At 75.4% G+C, this 18,339-nt stretch carries 19 protein-coding genes; 13 read left to right on the plus strand and 6 right to left on the minus strand.

From position 1 onward, the window contains the following. The first annotated feature begins 127 nt into the window (after positions 1 to 127). Positions 128 to 745, plus strand: coding sequence for an SMI1/KNR4 family protein (locus tag PHK61_RS17325; protein ID WP_274282254.1), 618 nt, complete (start codon positions 128 to 130; stop codon positions 743 to 745). Positions 746 to 752: 7 nt separating this feature from the next. Here PHK61_RS17325 and PHK61_RS17330 read toward each other — a convergent pair whose 3' ends face one another. The 3 genes from PHK61_RS17330 to ilvD form a co-directional block, all read right to left on the minus strand. After that, positions 753 to 1,484, minus strand: a complete 732-nt coding sequence (locus PHK61_RS17330) for a hypothetical protein (protein ID WP_420791407.1) — start codon at positions 1,482 to 1,484, stop codon at positions 753 to 755. Between the two features lie 291 nt (positions 1,485 to 1,775). Continuing rightward, a complete protein-coding gene (locus tag PHK61_RS17335; protein ID WP_337993973.1) occupies positions 1,776 to 2,201 on the minus strand; it encodes a GNAT family N-acetyltransferase in 426 nt (141 codons plus the stop codon). After that, positions 2,198 to 3,898, minus strand: coding sequence for a dihydroxy-acid dehydratase (ilvD, locus tag PHK61_RS17340; RefSeq protein ID WP_274282256.1), 1,701 nt, complete (start codon positions 3,896 to 3,898; stop codon positions 2,198 to 2,200). The genes PHK61_RS17335 and ilvD overlap by 4 nt, the downstream gene beginning before the upstream one ends. A 144-nt stretch (positions 3,899 to 4,042) precedes the next feature. Here ilvD and PHK61_RS17345 point away from each other — a divergent pair, with 144 nt between their 5' ends. Both PHK61_RS17345 and PHK61_RS17350 read left to right on the plus strand, forming a co-directional pair. After that, positions 4,043 to 4,528: a hypothetical protein gene (locus PHK61_RS17345; protein ID WP_274282257.1), complete on the plus strand. Its 486-nt coding sequence runs from the start codon at positions 4,043 to 4,045 to the stop codon at positions 4,526 to 4,528. A gap of 112 nt (positions 4,529 to 4,640) precedes the next feature. Beyond that, on the plus strand, positions 4,641 to 5,195 hold the full coding sequence (locus PHK61_RS17350; RefSeq protein ID WP_274282258.1) for a YceI family protein: 555 nt from the start codon (positions 4,641 to 4,643) through the stop codon (positions 5,193 to 5,195). Positions 5,196 to 5,280: 85 nt separating this feature from the next. On the opposite strand, the gene PHK61_RS17355 is transcribed toward PHK61_RS17350, so the two are convergent. Next, on the minus strand, positions 5,281 to 6,534 hold the full coding sequence (locus PHK61_RS17355) for a protein kinase family protein (RefSeq protein WP_274282259.1): 1,254 nt from the start codon (positions 6,532 to 6,534) through the stop codon (positions 5,281 to 5,283). A 221-nt stretch (positions 6,535 to 6,755) separates the two neighbouring features. On the opposite strand from PHK61_RS17355, the gene PHK61_RS17360 reads away from it, so the two are divergent. Further along, a complete protein-coding gene (locus PHK61_RS17360) occupies positions 6,756 to 7,496 on the plus strand; it encodes a hypothetical protein (RefSeq protein ID WP_274282260.1) in 741 nt (246 codons plus the stop codon). Here PHK61_RS17360 and PHK61_RS17365 read toward each other — a convergent pair. Further along, on the minus strand, positions 7,393 to 8,448 hold the full coding sequence (locus PHK61_RS17365; protein WP_274282261.1) for a YihY/virulence factor BrkB family protein: 1,056 nt from the start codon (positions 8,446 to 8,448) through the stop codon (positions 7,393 to 7,395). The genes PHK61_RS17360 and PHK61_RS17365 overlap by 104 nt on opposite strands. A gap of 137 nt (positions 8,449 to 8,585) precedes the next feature. Here PHK61_RS17365 and PHK61_RS17370 point away from each other — a divergent pair, with 137 nt between their 5' ends. The 9 genes from PHK61_RS17370 to PHK61_RS17410 all read left to right on the plus strand — a co-directional run bounded on the left by PHK61_RS17370 (position 8,586) and on the right by PHK61_RS17410 (position 14,784). Further along, entirely contained in the window at positions 8,586 to 9,080 is a 495-nt protein-coding gene (locus PHK61_RS17370) for an inorganic diphosphatase (protein ID WP_274282262.1), read from the plus strand. A 55-nt stretch (positions 9,081 to 9,135) separates the two neighbouring features. Continuing rightward, positions 9,136 to 9,714, plus strand: coding sequence for a hypothetical protein (locus PHK61_RS17375; RefSeq protein ID WP_274282263.1), 579 nt, complete (start codon positions 9,136 to 9,138; stop codon positions 9,712 to 9,714). 72 nt (positions 9,715 to 9,786) lie between these two features. Continuing rightward, complete coding sequence (locus tag PHK61_RS17380) at positions 9,787 to 10,119, plus strand: putative quinol monooxygenase (protein WP_274282264.1); 333 nt, start codon at positions 9,787 to 9,789, stop codon at positions 10,117 to 10,119. Beyond that, complete coding sequence (locus PHK61_RS17385; protein WP_274282265.1) at positions 10,119 to 11,267, plus strand: DUF3500 domain-containing protein; 1,149 nt, start codon at positions 10,119 to 10,121, stop codon at positions 11,265 to 11,267. Before PHK61_RS17380 ends, PHK61_RS17385 begins: the two co-directional genes overlap by 1 nt. Beyond that, on the plus strand, positions 11,264 to 12,643 hold the full coding sequence (locus PHK61_RS17390) for a carboxylesterase/lipase family protein (protein WP_274282266.1): 1,380 nt from the start codon (positions 11,264 to 11,266) through the stop codon (positions 12,641 to 12,643). The genes PHK61_RS17385 and PHK61_RS17390 overlap by 4 nt, the downstream gene beginning before the upstream one ends. Positions 12,644 to 12,669: 26 nt before the next feature. After that, entirely contained in the window at positions 12,670 to 12,951 is a 282-nt protein-coding gene (locus tag PHK61_RS17395) for an antitoxin (RefSeq protein WP_274282267.1), read from the plus strand. A gap of 88 nt (positions 12,952 to 13,039) precedes the next feature. Beyond that, the gene (locus PHK61_RS17400; protein ID WP_274282268.1) at positions 13,040 to 13,873 is read left to right on the plus strand and encodes an SDR family NAD(P)-dependent oxidoreductase; all 834 of its coding nucleotides are present in this window, start codon (positions 13,040 to 13,042) and stop codon (positions 13,871 to 13,873) included. Between the two features lie 36 nt (positions 13,874 to 13,909). Further along, positions 13,910 to 14,302, plus strand: coding sequence for a DUF3224 domain-containing protein (locus tag PHK61_RS17405; RefSeq protein ID WP_274282269.1), 393 nt, complete (start codon positions 13,910 to 13,912; stop codon positions 14,300 to 14,302). Then, positions 14,302 to 14,784: an OsmC family protein gene (locus tag PHK61_RS17410; protein ID WP_274282270.1), complete on the plus strand. Its 483-nt coding sequence runs from the start codon at positions 14,302 to 14,304 to the stop codon at positions 14,782 to 14,784. The genes PHK61_RS17405 and PHK61_RS17410 overlap by 1 nt, the downstream gene beginning before the upstream one ends. A 15-nt stretch (positions 14,785 to 14,799) precedes the next feature. Here the strand turns inward: PHK61_RS17410 and PHK61_RS17415 are convergent, their stop codons facing one another. Then, a complete protein-coding gene (locus PHK61_RS17415; RefSeq protein ID WP_274282271.1) occupies positions 14,800 to 18,330 on the minus strand; it encodes an indolepyruvate ferredoxin oxidoreductase family protein in 3,531 nt (1,176 codons plus the stop codon). Positions 18,331 to 18,339: the final 9 nt, after the last annotated feature.

Raw genomic sequence — 18,339 nt, forward strand, 5'->3', positions numbered from 1 at the left:
GCGTGCGCGGTGTGCTGACGACCCACGGGCGCCGGTGCGGCGCCCTGTGCATCACCAGTCTCCCAGAGATCGTGCGCCCCGGTACGACCCCGGGGGGTGTCGATCGTCTCGGGCAGACTGTGCGTCGATGATCGAGGACCTGTGGTGGCGCTGGGTCGACCGGCTCGAGGCGCAGGGCTGGGGCGCGCGGGCGATGGTGCGCCCGCCCGCCGGGCAGGACGTGATCGCCGCGGCCGGCGAGGTGGTCGGCGGGTTCCCCGACGAGCTCGCCGCGCTGTACCGGCTCGCCGACGGGCAGGTCGGGTCGCGCCATGTCGATGGGCTGCGGACCAACCTCTTCCCCGGCCACGAGTTCCTCCCGCTCGCCGGCGCGCGCCGCGCGTGGCAGGGCTGGGCGGACATCCGCGCGACCTACACCGCCGACGACGTCGACGACGTCGACGACGTCGACGAGATGATCACTGTCCGCGGCCACGACCCCGTGCACCGGGTCTACACGCGGGCGCCGTGGTGGCCGCTGGCCGAGGACGGCGGCGGCAACCACCTCATGGTCGACCTCGACCCGCCCCCCGGCGGCACCGTCGGGCAGGTGCTGGTGGCGGGGCCCGACGAGGACGAGCGCCGGGTGCTCGCGCCCGGCATCGGCGCCTACCTGCAGGCGCTCCTGGCCGCCGAGCTCGACGACCCCGACCCCGCGGCCCTCGCCGACGGCGTCGCCTGGTGGGACGCGCCCACCCTGCGCTGACGCCGGCTCACCAGCCGCCGAACAGGCCCCCGCCGTCGAATCCCCCGCCGTCGAATCCCGGGTCCATGCCCGGGTCCATGCCGGGATCCATGCCCGGGTCCACCCCACCGGCCATCGCGTCGCCCCCGACCGCGGCGGCACCGAAGCCGGAGAACAGGGCGCTCGCGACCATCATCCCGCCGACGACGCCGACGCCGCCGAGCAGCATCGGCCGCCACCACGGCTCGGAGTACCAGCCCGCGGGCACGGGACGGCCGCCGACCATGCCGCCCGGGTAGTAGTGGTTGTTCTGCGCGGAGGGCTGCGGCGAGCCGGTGACGCTGCGCCCCTCGACATCGACGGACTGCTCGGCGTCCAGCGCGCCGGCGCGGGACCGCTCGGCGGAGCCGGGGAGCTCCGGGCCGGGGTCCATGCCCATGGCCGTGCGGGCGGCGCGCACGTAGTAGAGGCCCTCGAGCGCGGTGTCGGTGACCAGGCGGTACTGCGGCGCCGAGCTCGCCTGCTCGAGCTGTGAGCCCGCGGCGGTGTAGCGCTCGGCGGCGTCCGCGAGCGCCTGCTTCGAGGGCTCGTCGGAGCCGGTCAGGTTGAGCACCTGGCCGCCGAGGCGCTCGTACCAGCGGCGGGCCTCGGCCTCGGCGTCGCCGAGCTGGTTCTGGGCCGTGGTGCCCCGGCCGCGCCCGCGCGTGGCCACGAGGGCGATGAGACCGCCGACGACGAGCAGGATGAGCAGGAGTTCCACATCACCCACTGTCCGCCTGGCTCCTGAGAAGCGGCTGTGGAGGAGCTGGGCGTTCTGGCGGGTGGCGCCCCTCGCCCGCCGGAGTGCGAGGTGGCGTCGGCACCCTCCGCCGAAGATCACGGGCGACCTGGTGCACGTCGGACCGACGCCGGGGGTCGACAGCGCGCTCCTGATCTTCGGGGGCGCCGTGACGCGCGCGTCCCGTTCCGGCGGCGGGCGCCCGTCGCCCACCTCTCCGCGAGCGAAGGTGCCCTTCGCTCAGGACCGCGGGCGCTCAGAATCCCGCGGCCGTCATGGACGTCGCATGGGGACGTGCGGGATGCCGTCCTCGTCGTAGCCCGGCCCGTCGACGACGAAGCCGAGGCGCTCGTAGAAGCCCTGCGCCTGCACCTGGGCCCCGAGCACTACGGGGCCGTCGACGCCCTCGAGCACCGCGCGCACCAGCGCCGCCCCCGCGCCGGTGCCGCGGTGCTCGGGCGCGGTGACGATGCGGCCGAGCCGCGTGTCGGCGCCGTCGGTCAGAACCCGCAGGTAGGCGGCGACCTCGCCGGACGGTCCGCGCGTCCACACGTGCTCGGCGGCCGCGTCGAGGCCGTCGAGCTCCTGGTAGGCGCAGTCCTGCTCGACGACGAACACGCGCACCCGCAGGGCGAGCAGGTCGTAGAGCTCGGCGGGGGTGAGCTCGGCGAACGGGCAGCGGTTCAGGGACGGGATCACGCGAACCCGACCACGGCCCCCTCGGCCGCCGACCCGACGAGGCGCGCGTACTTGCCGAGCACGCCCGTGCGGTGCTTGGGCGGCGGCGTCGTCCAGCCCTCGCGCCGGGCCGCGAGCTCCTCGTCGGAGATCAGCAGGTCCAGGGTGCGGGCGGAGAGGTCGAGGCGGATGCGGTCGCCGTCGCGGACGAACGCGATCGGCCCGCCGTGGTCGGCCTCCGGGGCGACGTGGCCCACGCAGAGCCCGGTGGTGCCGCCGGAGAAGCGACCGTCGGTGAGCAGCAGGACGTCCTTGCCGAGCCCGGCGCCCTTGATCGCGCCGGTGACCGCGAGCATCTCGCGCATGCCGGGGCCGCCGCGCGGTCCCTCGTTGCGGATGACGACGACGTCGCCCGGCTCCAGCGGCGCGACGCCCTCGACGTTGCCGGCGACCGCGTCCATGGCGCCCTGCTCGCCGTCGAAGACCCGCGCGGTGCCCTCGAACGAGGCGGTGTCGAAGCCCGCGGACTTCACCACCGCGCCGTCGGGGGCCAGCGACCCGCGCAGGATCGTCAGCCCGCCGGTGGGGTGGATCGGGTTCGACAGCGGGCGCAGGATCTCGCCGTCGAGGCCCTCGGGCCGCAGCTCCTCGAGGTTCTCGGCGACCGTCCTGCCCGTGACGGTGAGGCAGTCGCCGTGGATCAGGCCCGCGTCGAGCAGCGCCTTCATGACCACCGGGACGCCGCCGACCCGGTCGACGGTGTTCATCATCCAGCGCCCGAACGGCTTGACGTCGGCGAGGTGGGGCACCTTGTCGCCGATGCGGTTGAAGTCGTCGAGGACGAGCTCGACGCCGGCCTCACGGGCGATCGCGAGCAGGTGCAGCACGGCGTTCGTGGAGCCGCCGAAGGCCATGATGATCGCGATCGCGTTCTCGAACGCCTCGCGGGTCATGACGTCGCGGGCGGTGTGCCCGCGGGACAGCATGCCGACCACGGCCTCGCCGGAGGCGCGGGCGAAGCCGTCGCGGCGGCGGTCGGCCGAGGGCGGGGAGGACGAGCCGGGCAGCGCCATCCCCATCGCCTCGGCGGCGCAGGCCATGGTGTTGGCGGTGTACATGCCGCCGCAGGCGCCCTCACCGGGGCAGATCGCCCGCTCGATCTCGTCGACCTTCTCGCGGCTGATCAGCCCCCGCGCGCACGCGCCGACGGCCTCGAAGGCGTCGATGATCGACACCTCTTTGCCGTCCACGGTGCCGGGCATGATCGAGCCGGCGTAGAGGAACACCGAGGCGAGGTCGAGGCGCGCGGCGGCCATGAGCATGCCGGGCAGGGACTTGTCGCAGCCCGCGAGCGTGACCGTGCCGTCGAGCCGCTCGGCCGACACCACCGTCTCCACCGAGTCGGCGATGACCTCGCGGCTGACCAGCGAGTAGTGCATCCCCTCGTGGCCCATGGAGATCCCGTCGGACACCGAGATCGTGCCGAACTCCATCGGGAACCCGCCGGCGCGGTGCACGCCCTCCTTGGCCGCGGTGGCCAGGCGGTCCAGCGACAGGTTGCAGGGGGTGATCTCGTTCCACGACGACGCGACGCCGATCTGCGGCTTGGCGAAGTCGTCGTCCCGCATCCCGACGGCCCGCAGCATCCCGCGGGCCGCGGCCCGCTCCATCCCGTCGGTGACGTCGCGGCTGCGGGGCTTGAGATCGGCCTGCTCCATGAGGTGAAGGTAACGCTTGTCCCTCCCCGGGGCCGGGGGCAGACTCCCGCGCATGACCGGGGAGACGCTCGAGCCGTTCTGGCCGAGCCGCCGGTACGACGCGTTCGACGAGCGCTGTCGCCGGGCCACCTGAGCACCTCCCTCATGGCGGGTGCCTCTGCGTGCCCCGACCGCGACCCTGCTCTGGAGCCCTCCACCGTGACCCTCGCCCCGCCCCGCGTGGTCCACCTCGACCGGATCGACCACGGTCTCGTCACCCCCGCGGGCGGTTCCCGCGACCTCGACGCGATGCTCGACCGGGCCCGCGCCGCCGAGGCCGACGGGGTCGCGGTGGTCGTCGTCCCGTCCGGTGCGGAGGACGCCTCCGCCCGGCACCACTGGCCCTCGACCGCCCAGGCGCTCGCCGTGCTGCTCGCGACCACGTCGGTGCGCGTCGCCGTCGACGTCGTGCCCGCGGCGTGGGAGCCCGACGCGATCGCCCGCTTCGCCCGCAGCGCCGCGGGGCTCGCCGGCGACCGGCTGATCGTGCAGGTGCGCGGCGCCGGCGCCGAGGCGTTCGCCGGCGCCCTGACCGCCCGCTGGGACGGGCCGGTCGTCGTGGGCGACGGGGACCTCGGCACCCACGCCTGAACCCCGCCCGCGGCGAGACCCCGCTCACAGCACCCCGCAATAGTTGACGTCTCAACCGACAGTGCTAGGCTCTGCCGTGAAAGTTGATGCTTCAAGTCTCACGGAGGACGTCATGACCGAGACCGCCGCGCCGACCCTCGAGCTCGCGGGCTCCTACCAGATCGACCCCGCCCACACGCGCATCGGCTTTACCGCCCGGCACGCGATGGTCACCAAGGTCCGCGGCTCGTTCGGCGAGTTCCGCGGCACCGCCACCATCGGCGAGGACCCCGCCCGCTCGGGCGTCGAGATCGTCATCGCCGCCAACAGCCTGAACACCGGCCAGGAGCAGCGCGACGGCCACGTCCAGGGCGACGACTTCCTCGCCGTGAACGTCTACCCCGAGATCACCTTCCGGTCGACCTCGGTGGAGCAGGACGGCGACACCTACAACATCACCGGCGACCTCACGATCCGCGACGTCACCAGGTCCGTGACCGTCCCGTTCGAGTTCACCGGCCTCGCCAAGGACCCCTTCGGCAACGTCCGCGCCGGCTTCGAGGGCGCCACCACGATCAACCGCAAGGACTGGGGCATCACCTTCAACGCCGCGCTCGAGACCGGCGGTGTGCTCGTGTCCGAGAAGGTGGGCCTCGAGTTCGACGTCTCGGCCGTCAAGCAGGCCTGAGGCCGCCCAGCCCGACGCAGCCCCGCGCCACGACAACGGCCCGCGCCCCCACCGGGGACGCGGGCCGTCGTGCGTGCGGGTGCGGTCAGAACGCCGCGTCGAGCAGGTCGCCGACCGGACCGCCGGCATCGCCGTCGGAGCGGCCGGAGCCCTCGGAGCGGTCGGGGTCGTCCGCGGTGTCGTCGGTGTCGTCGATGTCGTCGGTGTCGTCGGAGCCCTGGGTCGCTCCGCCCCGGTCGGCGTCGCGGTCGTCACCCCCGGAGCGATCCTCGGCGCGGTCCTCGGCCCGGTCGTCGGTGTGCTGCTCGGCGCGGCCGCCGGGTCCGTCCCCGGCGCGGTCCCGGGCCCGCTCCTCGGCGCGGTCCCCCGACCGGTCACGCAGGCCCGAGGAGGTCGCCCGCATCCCCGCGGACGACGCGCCGCCCGCGCCCGCCCGGCTCCCCGTGCGCGCCGGCGGCGAGGACGCGCCGCCCTCGTCGACCGGCTCGGGAAAGATCAGGGTGTGCGCCGGGAGGGCCGGGGCGGGGCGGACGACCGCCGGGTCGCCGATCGTGCCGGCCACGGCGGCCGAGGCATCGCCACCGGTGGCGCCCGCGCCGACCCCCAGCGCCCCGCCGACGATCACGGCACCGACGCAGGCGACGAGCACCGCGCGCCGGGAGCGACCGGACGTGGCACGCTCCCCGAGGTGGCCGGCGGAGCGGGGCCCGAGCGCCGGCGCGAGCCCCGCGAGGCCGGCCCGGAGGCGTTCGCGGGCGTCGACGTCCGCGGCGTCGTGCACCAGGGCGCGCACGGCGTCGACGACGTCCCCGGACGGAGCGGGCGGCAGCGCGAGCGGGCCCGTCGCGGCCAGCACGGCGATGCGCGCCAGCGCGAGGACGTCGTCCTCCGGCGAGGCGCCGACCGGCGCCGGGGCGCCGTCGCCGGTCCAGCGCGGGCCGAGGGTGGGGTCGAGCAGCACGGCGTCCGCACCGACGCGACCGTGGACGACCCCGCGCCGGTGCAGGCAGCCCAGGCCCGCGGCGAGGCGGGCGACGAGCAGGGCGGCGGCGGCCGGGTCGGACGGGGTCGTCGCGGCGGCGAGGCTGCCGTCGCGGGCGAGCGGCATGACGACGAAGGGCCCGTCGTCGCCGTCGGGGGCGCCGTCGAGCACCTCCATCGCCCGGCCGGGCCCGAGCCGCTCGCGCAGCAGCGCGTCGCGCTCCCAGCGCTCGCGCCCGTCGTCCCCGGGGAACGACTTGACCACGACGTCGCGCTGCAGCAGGACGTCGTGCGCGCGGTGGACGCGGCTCGCGGCCCCGCCGAGGCGCTCGTGGAGGCGGTACCGGACAGTGGCCACGCGGGCTCCTTCGCGAGGAGGTGCGGGGGAGGCGCCGCCGTGGTGCAGCGCGGGCGGGCCCGGAGCGCTCCCGGGTCGCGACGGCGCTGAGTACCACCTGTCCCGCCCCTCCACACGTGCCCCACGCGATCGCGTACGCGCGGCGACGTACGGCGCACCGGGGGCGCGTCCCGGGGTCGGCCCCGATGTCGCGGCGCGGGGCGGTCACGACGCTGGTCGCCGTGACCACCAAGCACTGGCGCCACCTCCTGGTGTGGCTGCACGTGACCAGCTCCACGGCCTGGATGAGCGGCGCGGCGGCCCTCGCGATCCTCCTGGGCCTCTCGCGCAGCGACCCGGCGGTGGCCGGCGCGGCGGTCGGCGCGGCACGGCACCTCGACGTGTACCTGCTGGCCGTCGCGGCCAACGCCTCGACGACCACCGGGCTCGTGCTCGCCTGGACGACCGCGTGGGGCCTGGTGCACCACTGGTGGGTCGCGGTGAAGGCGGCGATCACGCTCGCGGCGCTCTGGGTCGGGATCGCGATCCTCTCCCCGGTGCTCGACGAGCTCGCCGCGGGCGGCACGCCGGCGCCCGCGGCGCAGGTGGCGGGCGCGGCGGCGATGGCGTCGGCGGTGGCCTTCCAGGCCTGGGTCTCGGTGGCCAAGCCCTGGTCGCGGACGCCGGTGGCGCGCCGCGAGCGGGCCCGGGGCCGGGCGCGGCTCCCGCAGGCCGGGGCGCCGCTGGTCGCCGCCGGGGTCCTCGCGCCGCCCGGGGACGTGGCGCTGACCGTCGCCCTCGGCTTCCCGGCGCCGCTGCTCGAGGTGGTCGTCCTCGTCGTGGTCGGTGTCGCCCGGCAGCGGGCGCTGCGGCGTCAGCTCAGTCGGTCGGCGCCCGGTCCGGCGCCCGCGGTGTCGCCTGCTGTGGCGCCTGCTCCCCCGGCGGCCGCGGCTCCGGCACCAGCGGCGCGTCGTCGAACGTGACGTCGACCGACTGGTGGTCCTTCTGCCGCTCGGACTCGGCGTACGAGGCGTAGGCGCGGCGGTCGGCGGCCGTGGTGTCGCGGTCGTCGGGGTACATGCTGAACAGGCTGCGCGGGTGCAGCCGGCGGTCGAGGACGGCGTCGAGCTCGGCGCAGAGCACGAACACCGACGCCGCCAGGTAGATCCACGCCAGCAGGCCCAGCACGATCCCGAACAGGCCGTACGCCGCGCTGGCGCCCTGCAGGCGCGTGCCCACGAGCCAGGCGCCGATCGTCAGCAGCACCTGCCAGGTCACGCCCGCCACCACGGCGCCGATCCAGCGGTCCCGCACACGGCTGCGCCGCGCCGGCAGCAGGTGGTAGGCCATGAGGAACAGGCCGATGTTGACCACGACGCCCGCGACGGTGGCCGTCCCGCGCCCGAGCCCGCCGAGCCCGGTGGTCTCGCCGGCCGCGGTCGCCAGCGCCGAGAGTCCCGCCGTGAGCAGCATCCCCGCGCCCACGAACAGCACGACGAGCGCGCCCCGGCCGTAGGCGGCCCAGATGCTCGGCCGCTCGGCCCGCGGCACCGCCCAGACCTCGTCGAGCGCGTGCTGGGCGGCCTGGGTGACCCCGAGGGCGCCGTACACCGCGACGACGACGCCCACGACGATCCCGGCGGTGTTGCCGCTGAACTGGTGCACGTTGTCGCGGATCTGGTCGCCGATCACCGGCACGTTGCGCAGGGCGGAGGAGAGCACCGCCTGCTGGGCGGCCGGATCGTCGTGGAGCACGTAGCCGAGCACGGTGACGCCGAGCAGCAGCAGCGGGAACAGCGACAGGAAGCCGTAGTAGGTCAGCAGCGCGGCGAGGTAGGCGCCCTGGTCGTCGACGAATTTGTAGACGACGGCGATCGGCAGGGCGGCCCACCGGTGGCGGCGCTGGAAGGCGTCGAACCGCCGAGAGATGCCCATCCGCCACCTCCTGGTCCCCGGGGAAAAGGGGTACCCCGTCCGGGTGTCCGCCACCGCGGACCGGGGTGGGGTGGCCGGCCCTTTCGGGGGGCGCGACACTGACGGCCCCACACGCCGCATTCACCGGGAGGAGCAGCGTGGAGTTCGACGTGCTGGTCGAAGTGCCGCAGGGCAGCCGGAACAAGTACGAGATGGACCACGAGACAGGGCGGCTGCGGCTGGACCGCACCCTGTTCACGGCCACGCGGTACCCGGCGGACTACGGGTACATCGAGAACACACTCGGCCAGGACGACGATCCGCTCGACGCGCTCGTCCTCGTCCAGCAGCCCACGTTCCCCGGGTGCCTCGTGCGCAGCCGGGCGATCGGGATGTTCCGGATGACCGACGAGGCCGGTGGCGACGACAAGGTGCTGTGCGTGCCGAGCGACGACCCGCGCCTCGAGCACCTGCGCGACATCCACCACCTGGACGAGTACCACCGCATGGAGATCCAGCACTTCTTCGAGGTCTACAAGGCGCTGGAGCCCGACAAGAAGGTCGAGGGCCACTCCTGGGTCGGGCGCGCCGAGGCCGAGAAGGAGGTCCAGGCGTCCCTGGACCGCGCCGAGAAGGCGGGCTATCGGACGTGACCCCGGACCCCACACCGTGACCGGACCGCCGGACCCGCCGCCGACCATCGCGACCATGCGCACGATCGGCATGGTCTGGGTGGTCGTGGGCGTGCTGGCGATCCTCGTCGGTGCGTTCGCGACGGTGGCCGCCATCGCGATCTTCGGTGTGCTGGCGCTGGCGCTGGGCGCCGGGCTGGTCGGCGTCCAGCACGTGCGGGCGCGCTCGGCGATCCGCGCCTCGCGGACGCTGACCAACACCCCGCCCCCGCCGGCGGCGCCGCCCTCGGCGAGCCCGCCGGGCCCGCCGGCCGGCCCGCCGACGGCCGCGGGTCTGCGGGGCTCGCGGGGGTCGCCGGGCTCGTCGGGCTCGTCGGGCTCGTCGGGCTCGTCGAGCTCGCCGGGCTCGCCGGGCGGCGGGGACGCCGAGGCGCCGGTCGGGTCGCCCGACGACGGGTCCGGCGAGGGTTCCGGGACCTCCGACGAGGGCTCGGAGGGCTCCGAGAACTCCGGCGAGTCCGTCGTCATCGAGGGCGAGCCGGAGGACGCGGACAGCGCCGCCGGGCGTCAGGCCTCGTCGCGGTCGATCTCCGACGAGGAGGACGGCACCGGGTCGCGCACCGACGAGGAGGACCCGCCGCGCCGCGACGCGTGACCCGCCGGGGTCGCGGGTAGGAGGCTGTCGACGTCGCTCACCCGGACAGCAACCCAGCCCTGGAGGCCCCGCGTGCCGACCCCCACGCCCACCGAGAACGACCGCACGCTGCTCACGGTCGTCGCCAAGATGACCGCCCTGCCCGGCAAGGAGCAGGAGCTGCGCGCCGAGCTCGAGCAGCTCGTCGAGCCGACCCTCGCCGAGGACGGCGTCGTGAACTACGACCTGCACGTCGCCGTCGACGACCCGGCCACGTTCGTGTTCTACGAGAACTGGCAGAGCCCCGGCCACCTCGAGGCGCACCTGGCCAACAGCCACCTCGTGGAGTTCGCCGGCAAGCTCGACGAGTACCTCGTCGGCGGCGCGGACGGGCTGGTGATCACCCAGCTGCAGCGGATCAAGTAGTGACCTCCCCGGCCACGCCCCGCACGGTCGCCTCGGCCATGGCCGAGGCGGCCGTCGCGTGGATCGAGACGCTCGACGACGAGCAGCGCGCGACCGGCGTGTGGACCTGGCCGGGCTCGAAGGCCGCCGACGCCGAGCGCGTGCTCTGGTTCTACACGCCGACCGACCACGGCGGGCTGACCCTCCACCAGCAGCGGCCCCACCAGCAGCGCGCGGCGATGCGCCTGCTGTCCACCGGGCTCTCCGAGGCCGGCTACGTCTCCGCGGCGACGATCATGGGCCTGGAGAACGTCCTCGACCGCACCGAGGGCTTCGTCGCCGGCTTCGAACGCGACCGCGGCCGCGATCCCGCCATGTACTACCTGCGCGTCTTCGGCGACCCGAGCAGCGGCGCCCCCTGGTCGTGGCGCTTCGGCGGGCACCACGTCTCGGTCAACCACCTGGTCATGGACGGCGAGGCCGCGGCGGGCAGCCCGTGCTTCCTCGGCGCCGACCCGATGGCCTCGCCCCTGCTCGGCGGCCGGGAGCTGCGCCCGCTCGGCGGCGTCGAGGACACCGCCCGCGAGCTGCTGCACGCCCTCGACGCCGAGCAGCGCTCGCGCGCCGTGCTCACCGACACCGCGGCGCCGGACATCATCGGCGGCAACCGGGTCCAGCCCCGTCCCGGCGATCGGTTGATCCCCCTGCCCGACCTGTGGCGTGGGCACTTCGCGCAGGAGCTCGAGGACCGCATGTGGGCGATGCACGACGGGCTCGAGGCCCAGCTCGGCGTCACCGAGGCCGACCACGCGGCGACCGAGCTGACCGCCGCGCCGCGCGGGATCGCCGGGGCCGACCTGGGTGCGGGGCAGAAGTCGATCCTGCGCGCGCTGCTCGACACCTACGTCGGCCGGATGCCGCCGGGGCTGGTCGAGCGGGAGCGGGCGCGGTTCGAGGGCGACGCCCTCGACGCGGTGCACTTCGCGTGGGCCGGCGGCGTGCAGCGGGGCGACCCGCACTACTACCGCCTCCAGGGTCCCCGCCTGCTCGCGGAGTGGGACAACACCCAGCGCAACGTCAACCACGCGCACTCGGTGTGGCGCGACCCGGGGCACGACTTCGGCCTCGACCTGCTGGGCGAGCACCTCGTCGAGCACCATCTCGGGTGAGGACCGCGCAGCCGACCGTCGACCTCCCCCAGGGGTCGCTGCGGGGTCGCCGGGACGGCGACGTCGTCGCCTTCCGCGGCATCCGCTACGCCACCGCCGCGCGGTTCGCGCCGCCCGGTGCGCCGCCCTCGTGGGAGGGCGTGCGCGACGCGGTCGCGCCCGGCCCGATCAGCCCGCAGCTCCCGGCGCGCGTCAGGGTGGTCACCGGCCCGTCGTCGGATGATGACGCCGTGCAGGACGAGGACTGCCTGCGCGTCGACGTCCGGGCGCCCGCCTCCGCGCTCACCGACGGCGTCCCACGCCCGGTGCTGATCTGGCTGCACGGCGGCGCGTACGTCATCGGGTCGGCGTCGACGTCCTGGTACGACACCTCGCGCCTGGTCGCCGAGGGCGACGTCGTCACGGTCAGCGTCGGCTACCGGCTCGGGGTGCTGGGCTGGCTCGCCGCGCCCGGGGTCTCCGACGGCAACCTCGGCCTGCTCGACGTGCTCGCCGCCCTGCGCTGGGTGAAGCACCACGTCGCGGCGTTCGGCGGCGACCCCGCGCAGGTCACGGTGATGGGCCAGTCGGCCGGGGCGCACGCGATCGCCTGCCTGCTGACCGTGCCCGAGGCGCGCCCGCTGTTCCGGCGGGCGATCCTGCAGAGCGGCCAGCTCGGTCTCGGGCTCTCCTCGCCGCAGCGGGCGGCCCGGATCGCCGGCTACGTCACCGAGGGGCTGGACGGCGCCGACCCGGCCACGGCCGGCGTCGACGTGCTGCTCGCGGCCCAGCGCCACGCCATGGTGCGGGCCGCCGGCCCGGGCGGTCTGGACTCCTCGCCGGCGTTCGCGCCCGTCGACGGCGTCGCGCCCCTGGCGCCGGGCACGACGTGGGCGCGGGCCGCGACGGCGGGCCACGACCTGCTCGTCGGCTCGACCGCGGACGAGGCCGAGACGTTCATGGCCATCAGCCCGGCGCTGCGGCGGCTCCGCGGCCTCCCGCTGCTCGGCCGGGTGGCCGGCGTGGGCTCGGCGGTCGCGACGCGGCGGGTGTTCGGGGCACCGGCCCTCCGGCTCGCGGACACCGCGGCACGGGCGAGGACCCGGGTGTTCAGCTACCGCTTCGACTGGCGGGCGCCCGCGTCCGGGCTCGGCGCGTGCCACTGCATCGAGCTGCCCTTCGTCTTCGGGGCCCGCGCGGCGTGGGAGGACGCCCCGATGCTGCGCGGCGCCGACTGGGACGCCGACGTCGAACCGCTGGGCGCGGTAGTGCGGGCCGCGTGGCTGCGGTTCGTGCGCGCCGGGGACCCGTCCACCGACGCGCTGCCGTGGCCGCCCCACCGCCCGGGGCGAGGGCCGACGACGGTCCTCGCGGGAAACGGGCACACTCGACCATGAAGGACCGTTCCCCCGAGGAGGAACCGATGCCCCTGATGCGCAGGGTCGCGGCGCTCGGCGCCGCCGTCGCCGCCGCGCGGCGGTACGCCCGGCAGAACCCCGAGAAGGTCAACCGCTACGCCGACCAGGCGGCGGCCTTCGTGAACAGCCGCACCGGCGGCAGGTACCAGAAGCAGGTCGACTCGGCGGTCCGCCAGGTCCGCAAGCAGACCAGCGTGCCGGGCCGCACCGTCCCGTTCCCCGAGCCGCAGTACTACGGGCCGCAGTCCGCGACCCGCTACCCGAGCCAGCGCACCGATCGTCAGTAGCCGGAGGTGAGTCACGCGCCGGCAGCGGGCACAGACCGTCCATGGGACACAACGACCCGCTGCCGGTGCGGCTCGACGGACCGACCCCGTGACCGCCTCCATCCCCTCCACCGTCCTCGTCACCGGCGCCACCGACGGCCTCGGTCGCGGCCTCGCGGAGGACCTCGCGCGCCGCGGCCTGACGGTCCTGCTGCACGGTCGTGACGACGAGCGCGGTAAGGCCGCCCTCGACGAGATCCGGCAGGCGACCGGCAACGAGGCCCTGTGGTGGTACCGGGCCGACCTCGCCGACCTCGCGCAGGTCCGCGACCTCGCCGACCGCGTGGCCGCCGACCACCCCCGCCTCGACGTGCTCGTCAACAACGCCGGCATCGGCGCGGACGTGCCCGGCGGCGGCGTGCGCCAGGAGAGCGCCGACGGCCACGAGCTGCGGTTCGCGGTGAACTTCCTCGCCGGCCACCTGCTCGCCCACCGCCTGCTCGGGCCGCTGCGGGCGGCCGGCGCCTCGAGCGCCCACGGGCCGGCGCGGATCGTCATGGTCGCCTCGGCGGGCCAGGCGGCCCTCGACTTCGACGACCTCATGCTGCGCCGCGACTACTCGGGCTGGCGGGCCTACTGCCAGAGCAAGCTCGCGCAGATCCTCGACGCGTTCGACCTCGCCGACGAGCTGGACCCGGCGGTGGTCACCGCGACCGCCCTGCACCCGGCCACCTTCATGCCCACCAAGATCGTCCCGTCGCCGGTGAGCACGATCGCCGAGGGCGTGGAGGCGACGGCGCGGCTCGCGGTCGACCCGGAGCTCGCCGGCGTCACCGGGCGCTACTTCGACGGGCTGCAGGAGACCGAGCCCGAGCCGCAGGCGCTCGACCCGCTCGCGCGCCGGCGCCTCCGGGCGATCGCCGACGAGCTGACGCGACCCTGACAGCAGGTGTCAGCCTCCGGCGAGGAGGATGATCGCGTGACCCACCTCGAGAGCCCGTTCTCCGTCGACGTCTGGGAGCCCGCCGAGGGCGACGCGCTCGCCGAGCCCGAGGGCCGGGGCCCGGCCACCGGGCGCGCGCTGATCCGCAAGACCTATACCGGGCCGCTGGCCGGCACGGCGGTCGCCGAGCTGCTGACCACCCAGGGCGAGGGCGGGGCGGCGTACCTCGCGCAGGAGCGGGTGGTCGGCGAGCTCGAGGGCCGCGCGGGCAGCTTCGTCCTCCAGCACGGTGCCTCCGGCGGCGACGGCCAGGAGATGCGCCAGTGGGCGTTCGTCGTCGCCGGCTCCGGGACGGGCGGGCTGGCGGGGCTCTCGGGCACCGGGATCATCGCCCACGAGCTGCTGACCCTGGACTACGTGCTGCCCTGATGGCCTTCACCACCGACCCCGACGGCACCCACCGCTACCGCGCGACCGCGACGTGGTCGGGCTCGACGGGTGCCGGCTACGACGGTTTCTCGCGCGGGCACCGCATCACCGCGGCGCCCGCCGAGGCCGCGCTGGAGCTCTCCAACGACCCGTCGCTGGGCGGGGACGCGAGCCGCCTCGACCCCGAGCAGCTCGTGCTCGCCGCGGCGTCGTCGTGCCAGCTGCTGTCGTTCCTCGCGATCGCCGCCCGCGCCCGGATCGACGTCACCGGCTACCGCGACGACGCCGAGGCGACGATGTCGCACGACGACGGCCCGGCGCGGATCGCGGCGATCGTGCTCCGCCCGCAGATCACCGTGGCGTCGGGCCCGAGCATCCCGCGCGTGGAGCGGCTGGTCGCGCTGGCGCACCAGGAGTGCTACATCGCGAACAGCCTCGCCACCCCGGTCGCCGTCGAGCCGACCATCACCTTCTCCACGTGAGCGAACAGGGGCCGGTCAGCCCAGCAGCTCGGCCAGCCGGGCGCGGTAGCGGGTGACGTTGCCGAGCTTGATGTCCTCGTAGCCGCGCACCATGTCGGGCAGGCCGGCGATCTCGGCGGCGCGCTCGGCGTCGTCCATCGCCAGCAGCTCCGGGACCAGCGCCCGGTACTCGGCCACCAGCTCCCGCTCGACGCGGCGCACCTCGGCGACGCCGAACGGGTCGAGGCGCGTGCCGCGCAGGCGGCGCATGGCGCGCAGCGTGCGGTAGCCCGGCCGGAACCAGCGGCCCAGCGTGATCTTGCGCTGCATGCCCATCGCCCGCAGGACCGGCGGGTGCAGCTTCCACGCGTAGCGGGCGCCGTCGCCGAACTGCGCGCGCACCGAGGCCTCGAGCGCCGGGTCGAGCGACAGGCGCGCGACCTCGTACTCGTCCTTGTAGGCCATCAGCTTGTAGAGCCCGGTCGCGATCGCCTCGGCGAGCCGCGGGTCGGCGTCGACGCAGCCGCGGACGACCGCCGCGTACTCCCGGGCGTAGGAGGCGTCCTGGTAGGCCACGAGCTCCGGGACCCGGACGCCGACGAGGCGCTCCAGCTCGCTCCCGGCCCTCGCCCCGATCGACGCCACGATCTCCGCGGCCTCGGCCGCGCCGCGCGCGGTGAGCCCGGGGACGCCGGTGTCCGGCCCGGTGCCGGTCACCAGCCCGACGACGAGCGCGAACGCCTCGGGGTCCGCGACCGACTGGCGGCCGCGGCGGAACGCCTGCAGGTTCTTCTCGACCGCGGCGCCGTTGAGGGTGAACGCCTCCTCGACCGCCGACGCGGGCAGCGGCAGGGCGCCGGCCTGGAACGCGGCGCCGAGCAGGATCGTCAGCGCGAACTGGTCGTCGCCGAACAGCGCGTCGGCCAGCGCCCGCGCGTCGACGACCACCCCGACGTCGCGGCGGACCCGCTCGGTGATGCGCGCGAGCACCGCGTCGGGGTCGGGGAACGAGACGGTCGGGTCCACGACCATGGCGCCCGTCGGCACCTTGGCCGACGAGATCGCCGCGACCGTGCGCCACGACGCGCAGGTCGCGAGGTTCGCGGGCTCGGCGGCGACGAGCAGGTCGGCGCCGAGGTAGAGGTCGCACTCGCCCTCGGCGGCCCGGCCGGCGACCTCGGTCGCGTCGCGGCTGATCTTGATGTCGGAGATGACCGCGCCGCCCTTCTGGGCCAGCCCGGTCTGGTCGAGGCCGCGCACGTGGCGCCCGGCGACGAGCGCCGCGGTGGCGAGCACCTGCGACACGGTGGTCACGCCGGTCCCGCCGATGCCGGCGAGCCGGACCGTGAACTCCTCGTCGTCGACCACCAGCGGCGGCAGCGGCAAGGCGCCGCCGTCGAGCGGCTCGAGCCCGCGCGGGGCCGCGGCGGTACCGGGCTTCACGGTGAGGAACGCCGGGCAGTCGCCGTCGAGGCAGGAGTAGTCCTTGTTGCAGGACGCCTGGTGGATGCGGGTCTTGCGGCCGAACTCGGTGTCGACCGGGGTCACCGACAGGCAGTTCGAGGTCTGGCCGCAGTCGCCGCAGCCCTCGCAGACCCGCTCGTTGATCATCACGCGGGTGCTCGGGTCGGGCAGCAGGCCGCGCTTGCGCTTGCGCCGCTTCTGCGCCGCGCACTCCTGGTCGTGGATGAGCACGGTGACGCCAGGGGTGTCGGCGAGGACGCGCTGGGCCTCCTCGTAGCGCGAGCGGTCCCAGACCTCGACGCCCTTCGCGAGGCGCACGCCCTGGTACCGCGAGCGGTCCTCGGTGGTGACGAGGATCCGGGTGACGCCCTCGGCGGCCAGCGAGCGCGTGAGCGCCGGCATCGGCAGGGCCCCGACCGCGTCCTGTCCGCCGGTCATCGCCGCGGCGCCGTTGTGCAGCAGGCGGAACGTCATGTGCGAGCCGGCCGCGACGGCCGCGCGCACGGCGAGAGAGCCGGAGTGGTGGAAGGTGCCGTCGCCCATGTTCTGGACGAAGTGGTCCGCCTCGACGAACGGCGCCATGCCGAACCAGTGCGCGCCCTCGCCGCCCATCTGGGTCAGGCCGGTGACCTCGCCGACCTGCTCCTCGGGCATGAGCAGCACCATGGTGTGGCAGCCGATGCCGGCGCCGACCAGCGAGCCGTCGGGGATCGCGGTGGTCGAGGTGTTGTGGGGGCAGCCCGAGCAGTAGAACGGCGTGCGCTTGGCGCCGTCGACCGGCGTCAGCGACAGGTCGATGCGGCTGCGGCGCGCCTTCTCGTCGCGCCAGGCGCGCACGCTCGGCACGTCCCCGTGCGCCAGGAGACGCTCGCCGAGGCGGCGGGCGACGACGTCGGGGTCGAGGTCGCCGGCCTCGGGGAACATCGGCGCCCTCGTTGGCCCGCGCTTGCCGAACACCCGCGGGGCGTCGGCGCGCCCGTAGAGCAGCTCCTTGATCTGGGTCTCGAGGAAGGCGCGCTTCTCCTCGACGACGACGATCTCGTCGAGCCCCTCGGCGAACTCGTCGACGATCCCGGGCTCCAGCGGCCAGGGCATGCCCACGCGCAGCAGGCGGACGCCGTGGCGCTCGAGGGCCGCGTCGTCCAGGCCGAGGGTGGCCAGCGCCTGGCGCAGGTCGAGCCAGCTCTTGCCGGTCGCGACGACGCCCAGGCGCGCGGGCCCGTCGCCGACGATCCGGTTGAGCCGGTTCGCCGCGGCGTAGCGCCGGGCGAGCACGAGGCGGGCGCGGTAGAGGTCGCGCTCGATCGGGCCGAGCGCGGGCTGCAGCAGGGTGGCCGAGGGGGTGTGCACGTACTCGCGGCCGTCGATCGTGAGGTCGGGGGTGACGATCGCGAGCCGGTCCGGGTCGACGTCGACGGTGCCCGAGCCGTCGGCGACCGCGGTGACCATCTTCAGCGCGGTCCACAGCCCGCTCACCCGCGAGAGCGCGACGGCGTGGCGTCCGAGGTCGAGGACGTCCTGGGAGTCGACCGGGAAGAGCACCGGGACCGCCATGTCCGCGAGGGCGGCCTCGGAGGCGCAGGGCACGCTGGACGACTTCGCCGCCGGGTCGTCGCCGACGAACGCCACCGCCCCGCCGCGGGGGTGGGTGCCGGTGAGGTTGGCGTGGCGCAGCGCGTCGGTGGCGCGGTCGAGGCCCGGGGCCTTGCCGTACCAGTAGCCGACGACGCCGTCGCGGGTCAGGCCGCCGGTCGCGGCGGCGAGCTGGGTGCCCTCGACCGCGGTCAGCGCGATCTCCTCGTTGAGCCCCGGCGCGAACACGACGTCGTTCTCGGCGAGCAGGTCGCGGTGGCGGGCGAGCTCGAGGTCGTAGCCGGCGAGCGGGGAGCCCTCGTAGCCGGAGATGTAGCCGCCGGTGCGCAGGCCGTCGGCCAGGTCGGCGCGGTGCTGGTCGAGGGGCAGGCGCACGAGCGCCTGGACGCCGGTGAGGTGGATGCGCCCGCGCGTCATCGCGTAGCGGTCGCGCAGGGACACCGGGCGGCGCGGCTCGCCGTCACCGGACGGCGGGACGTCGAAGGCGGGTGGGCGGACGTCGACGGTCATGGCGGACCT

It is taken from the genome of Actinomycetospora lutea (assembly GCF_028737205.1).
GTDB classification, from domain to species: Bacteria; Actinomycetota; Actinomycetes; order Mycobacteriales; family Pseudonocardiaceae; genus Actinomycetospora; species Actinomycetospora lutea.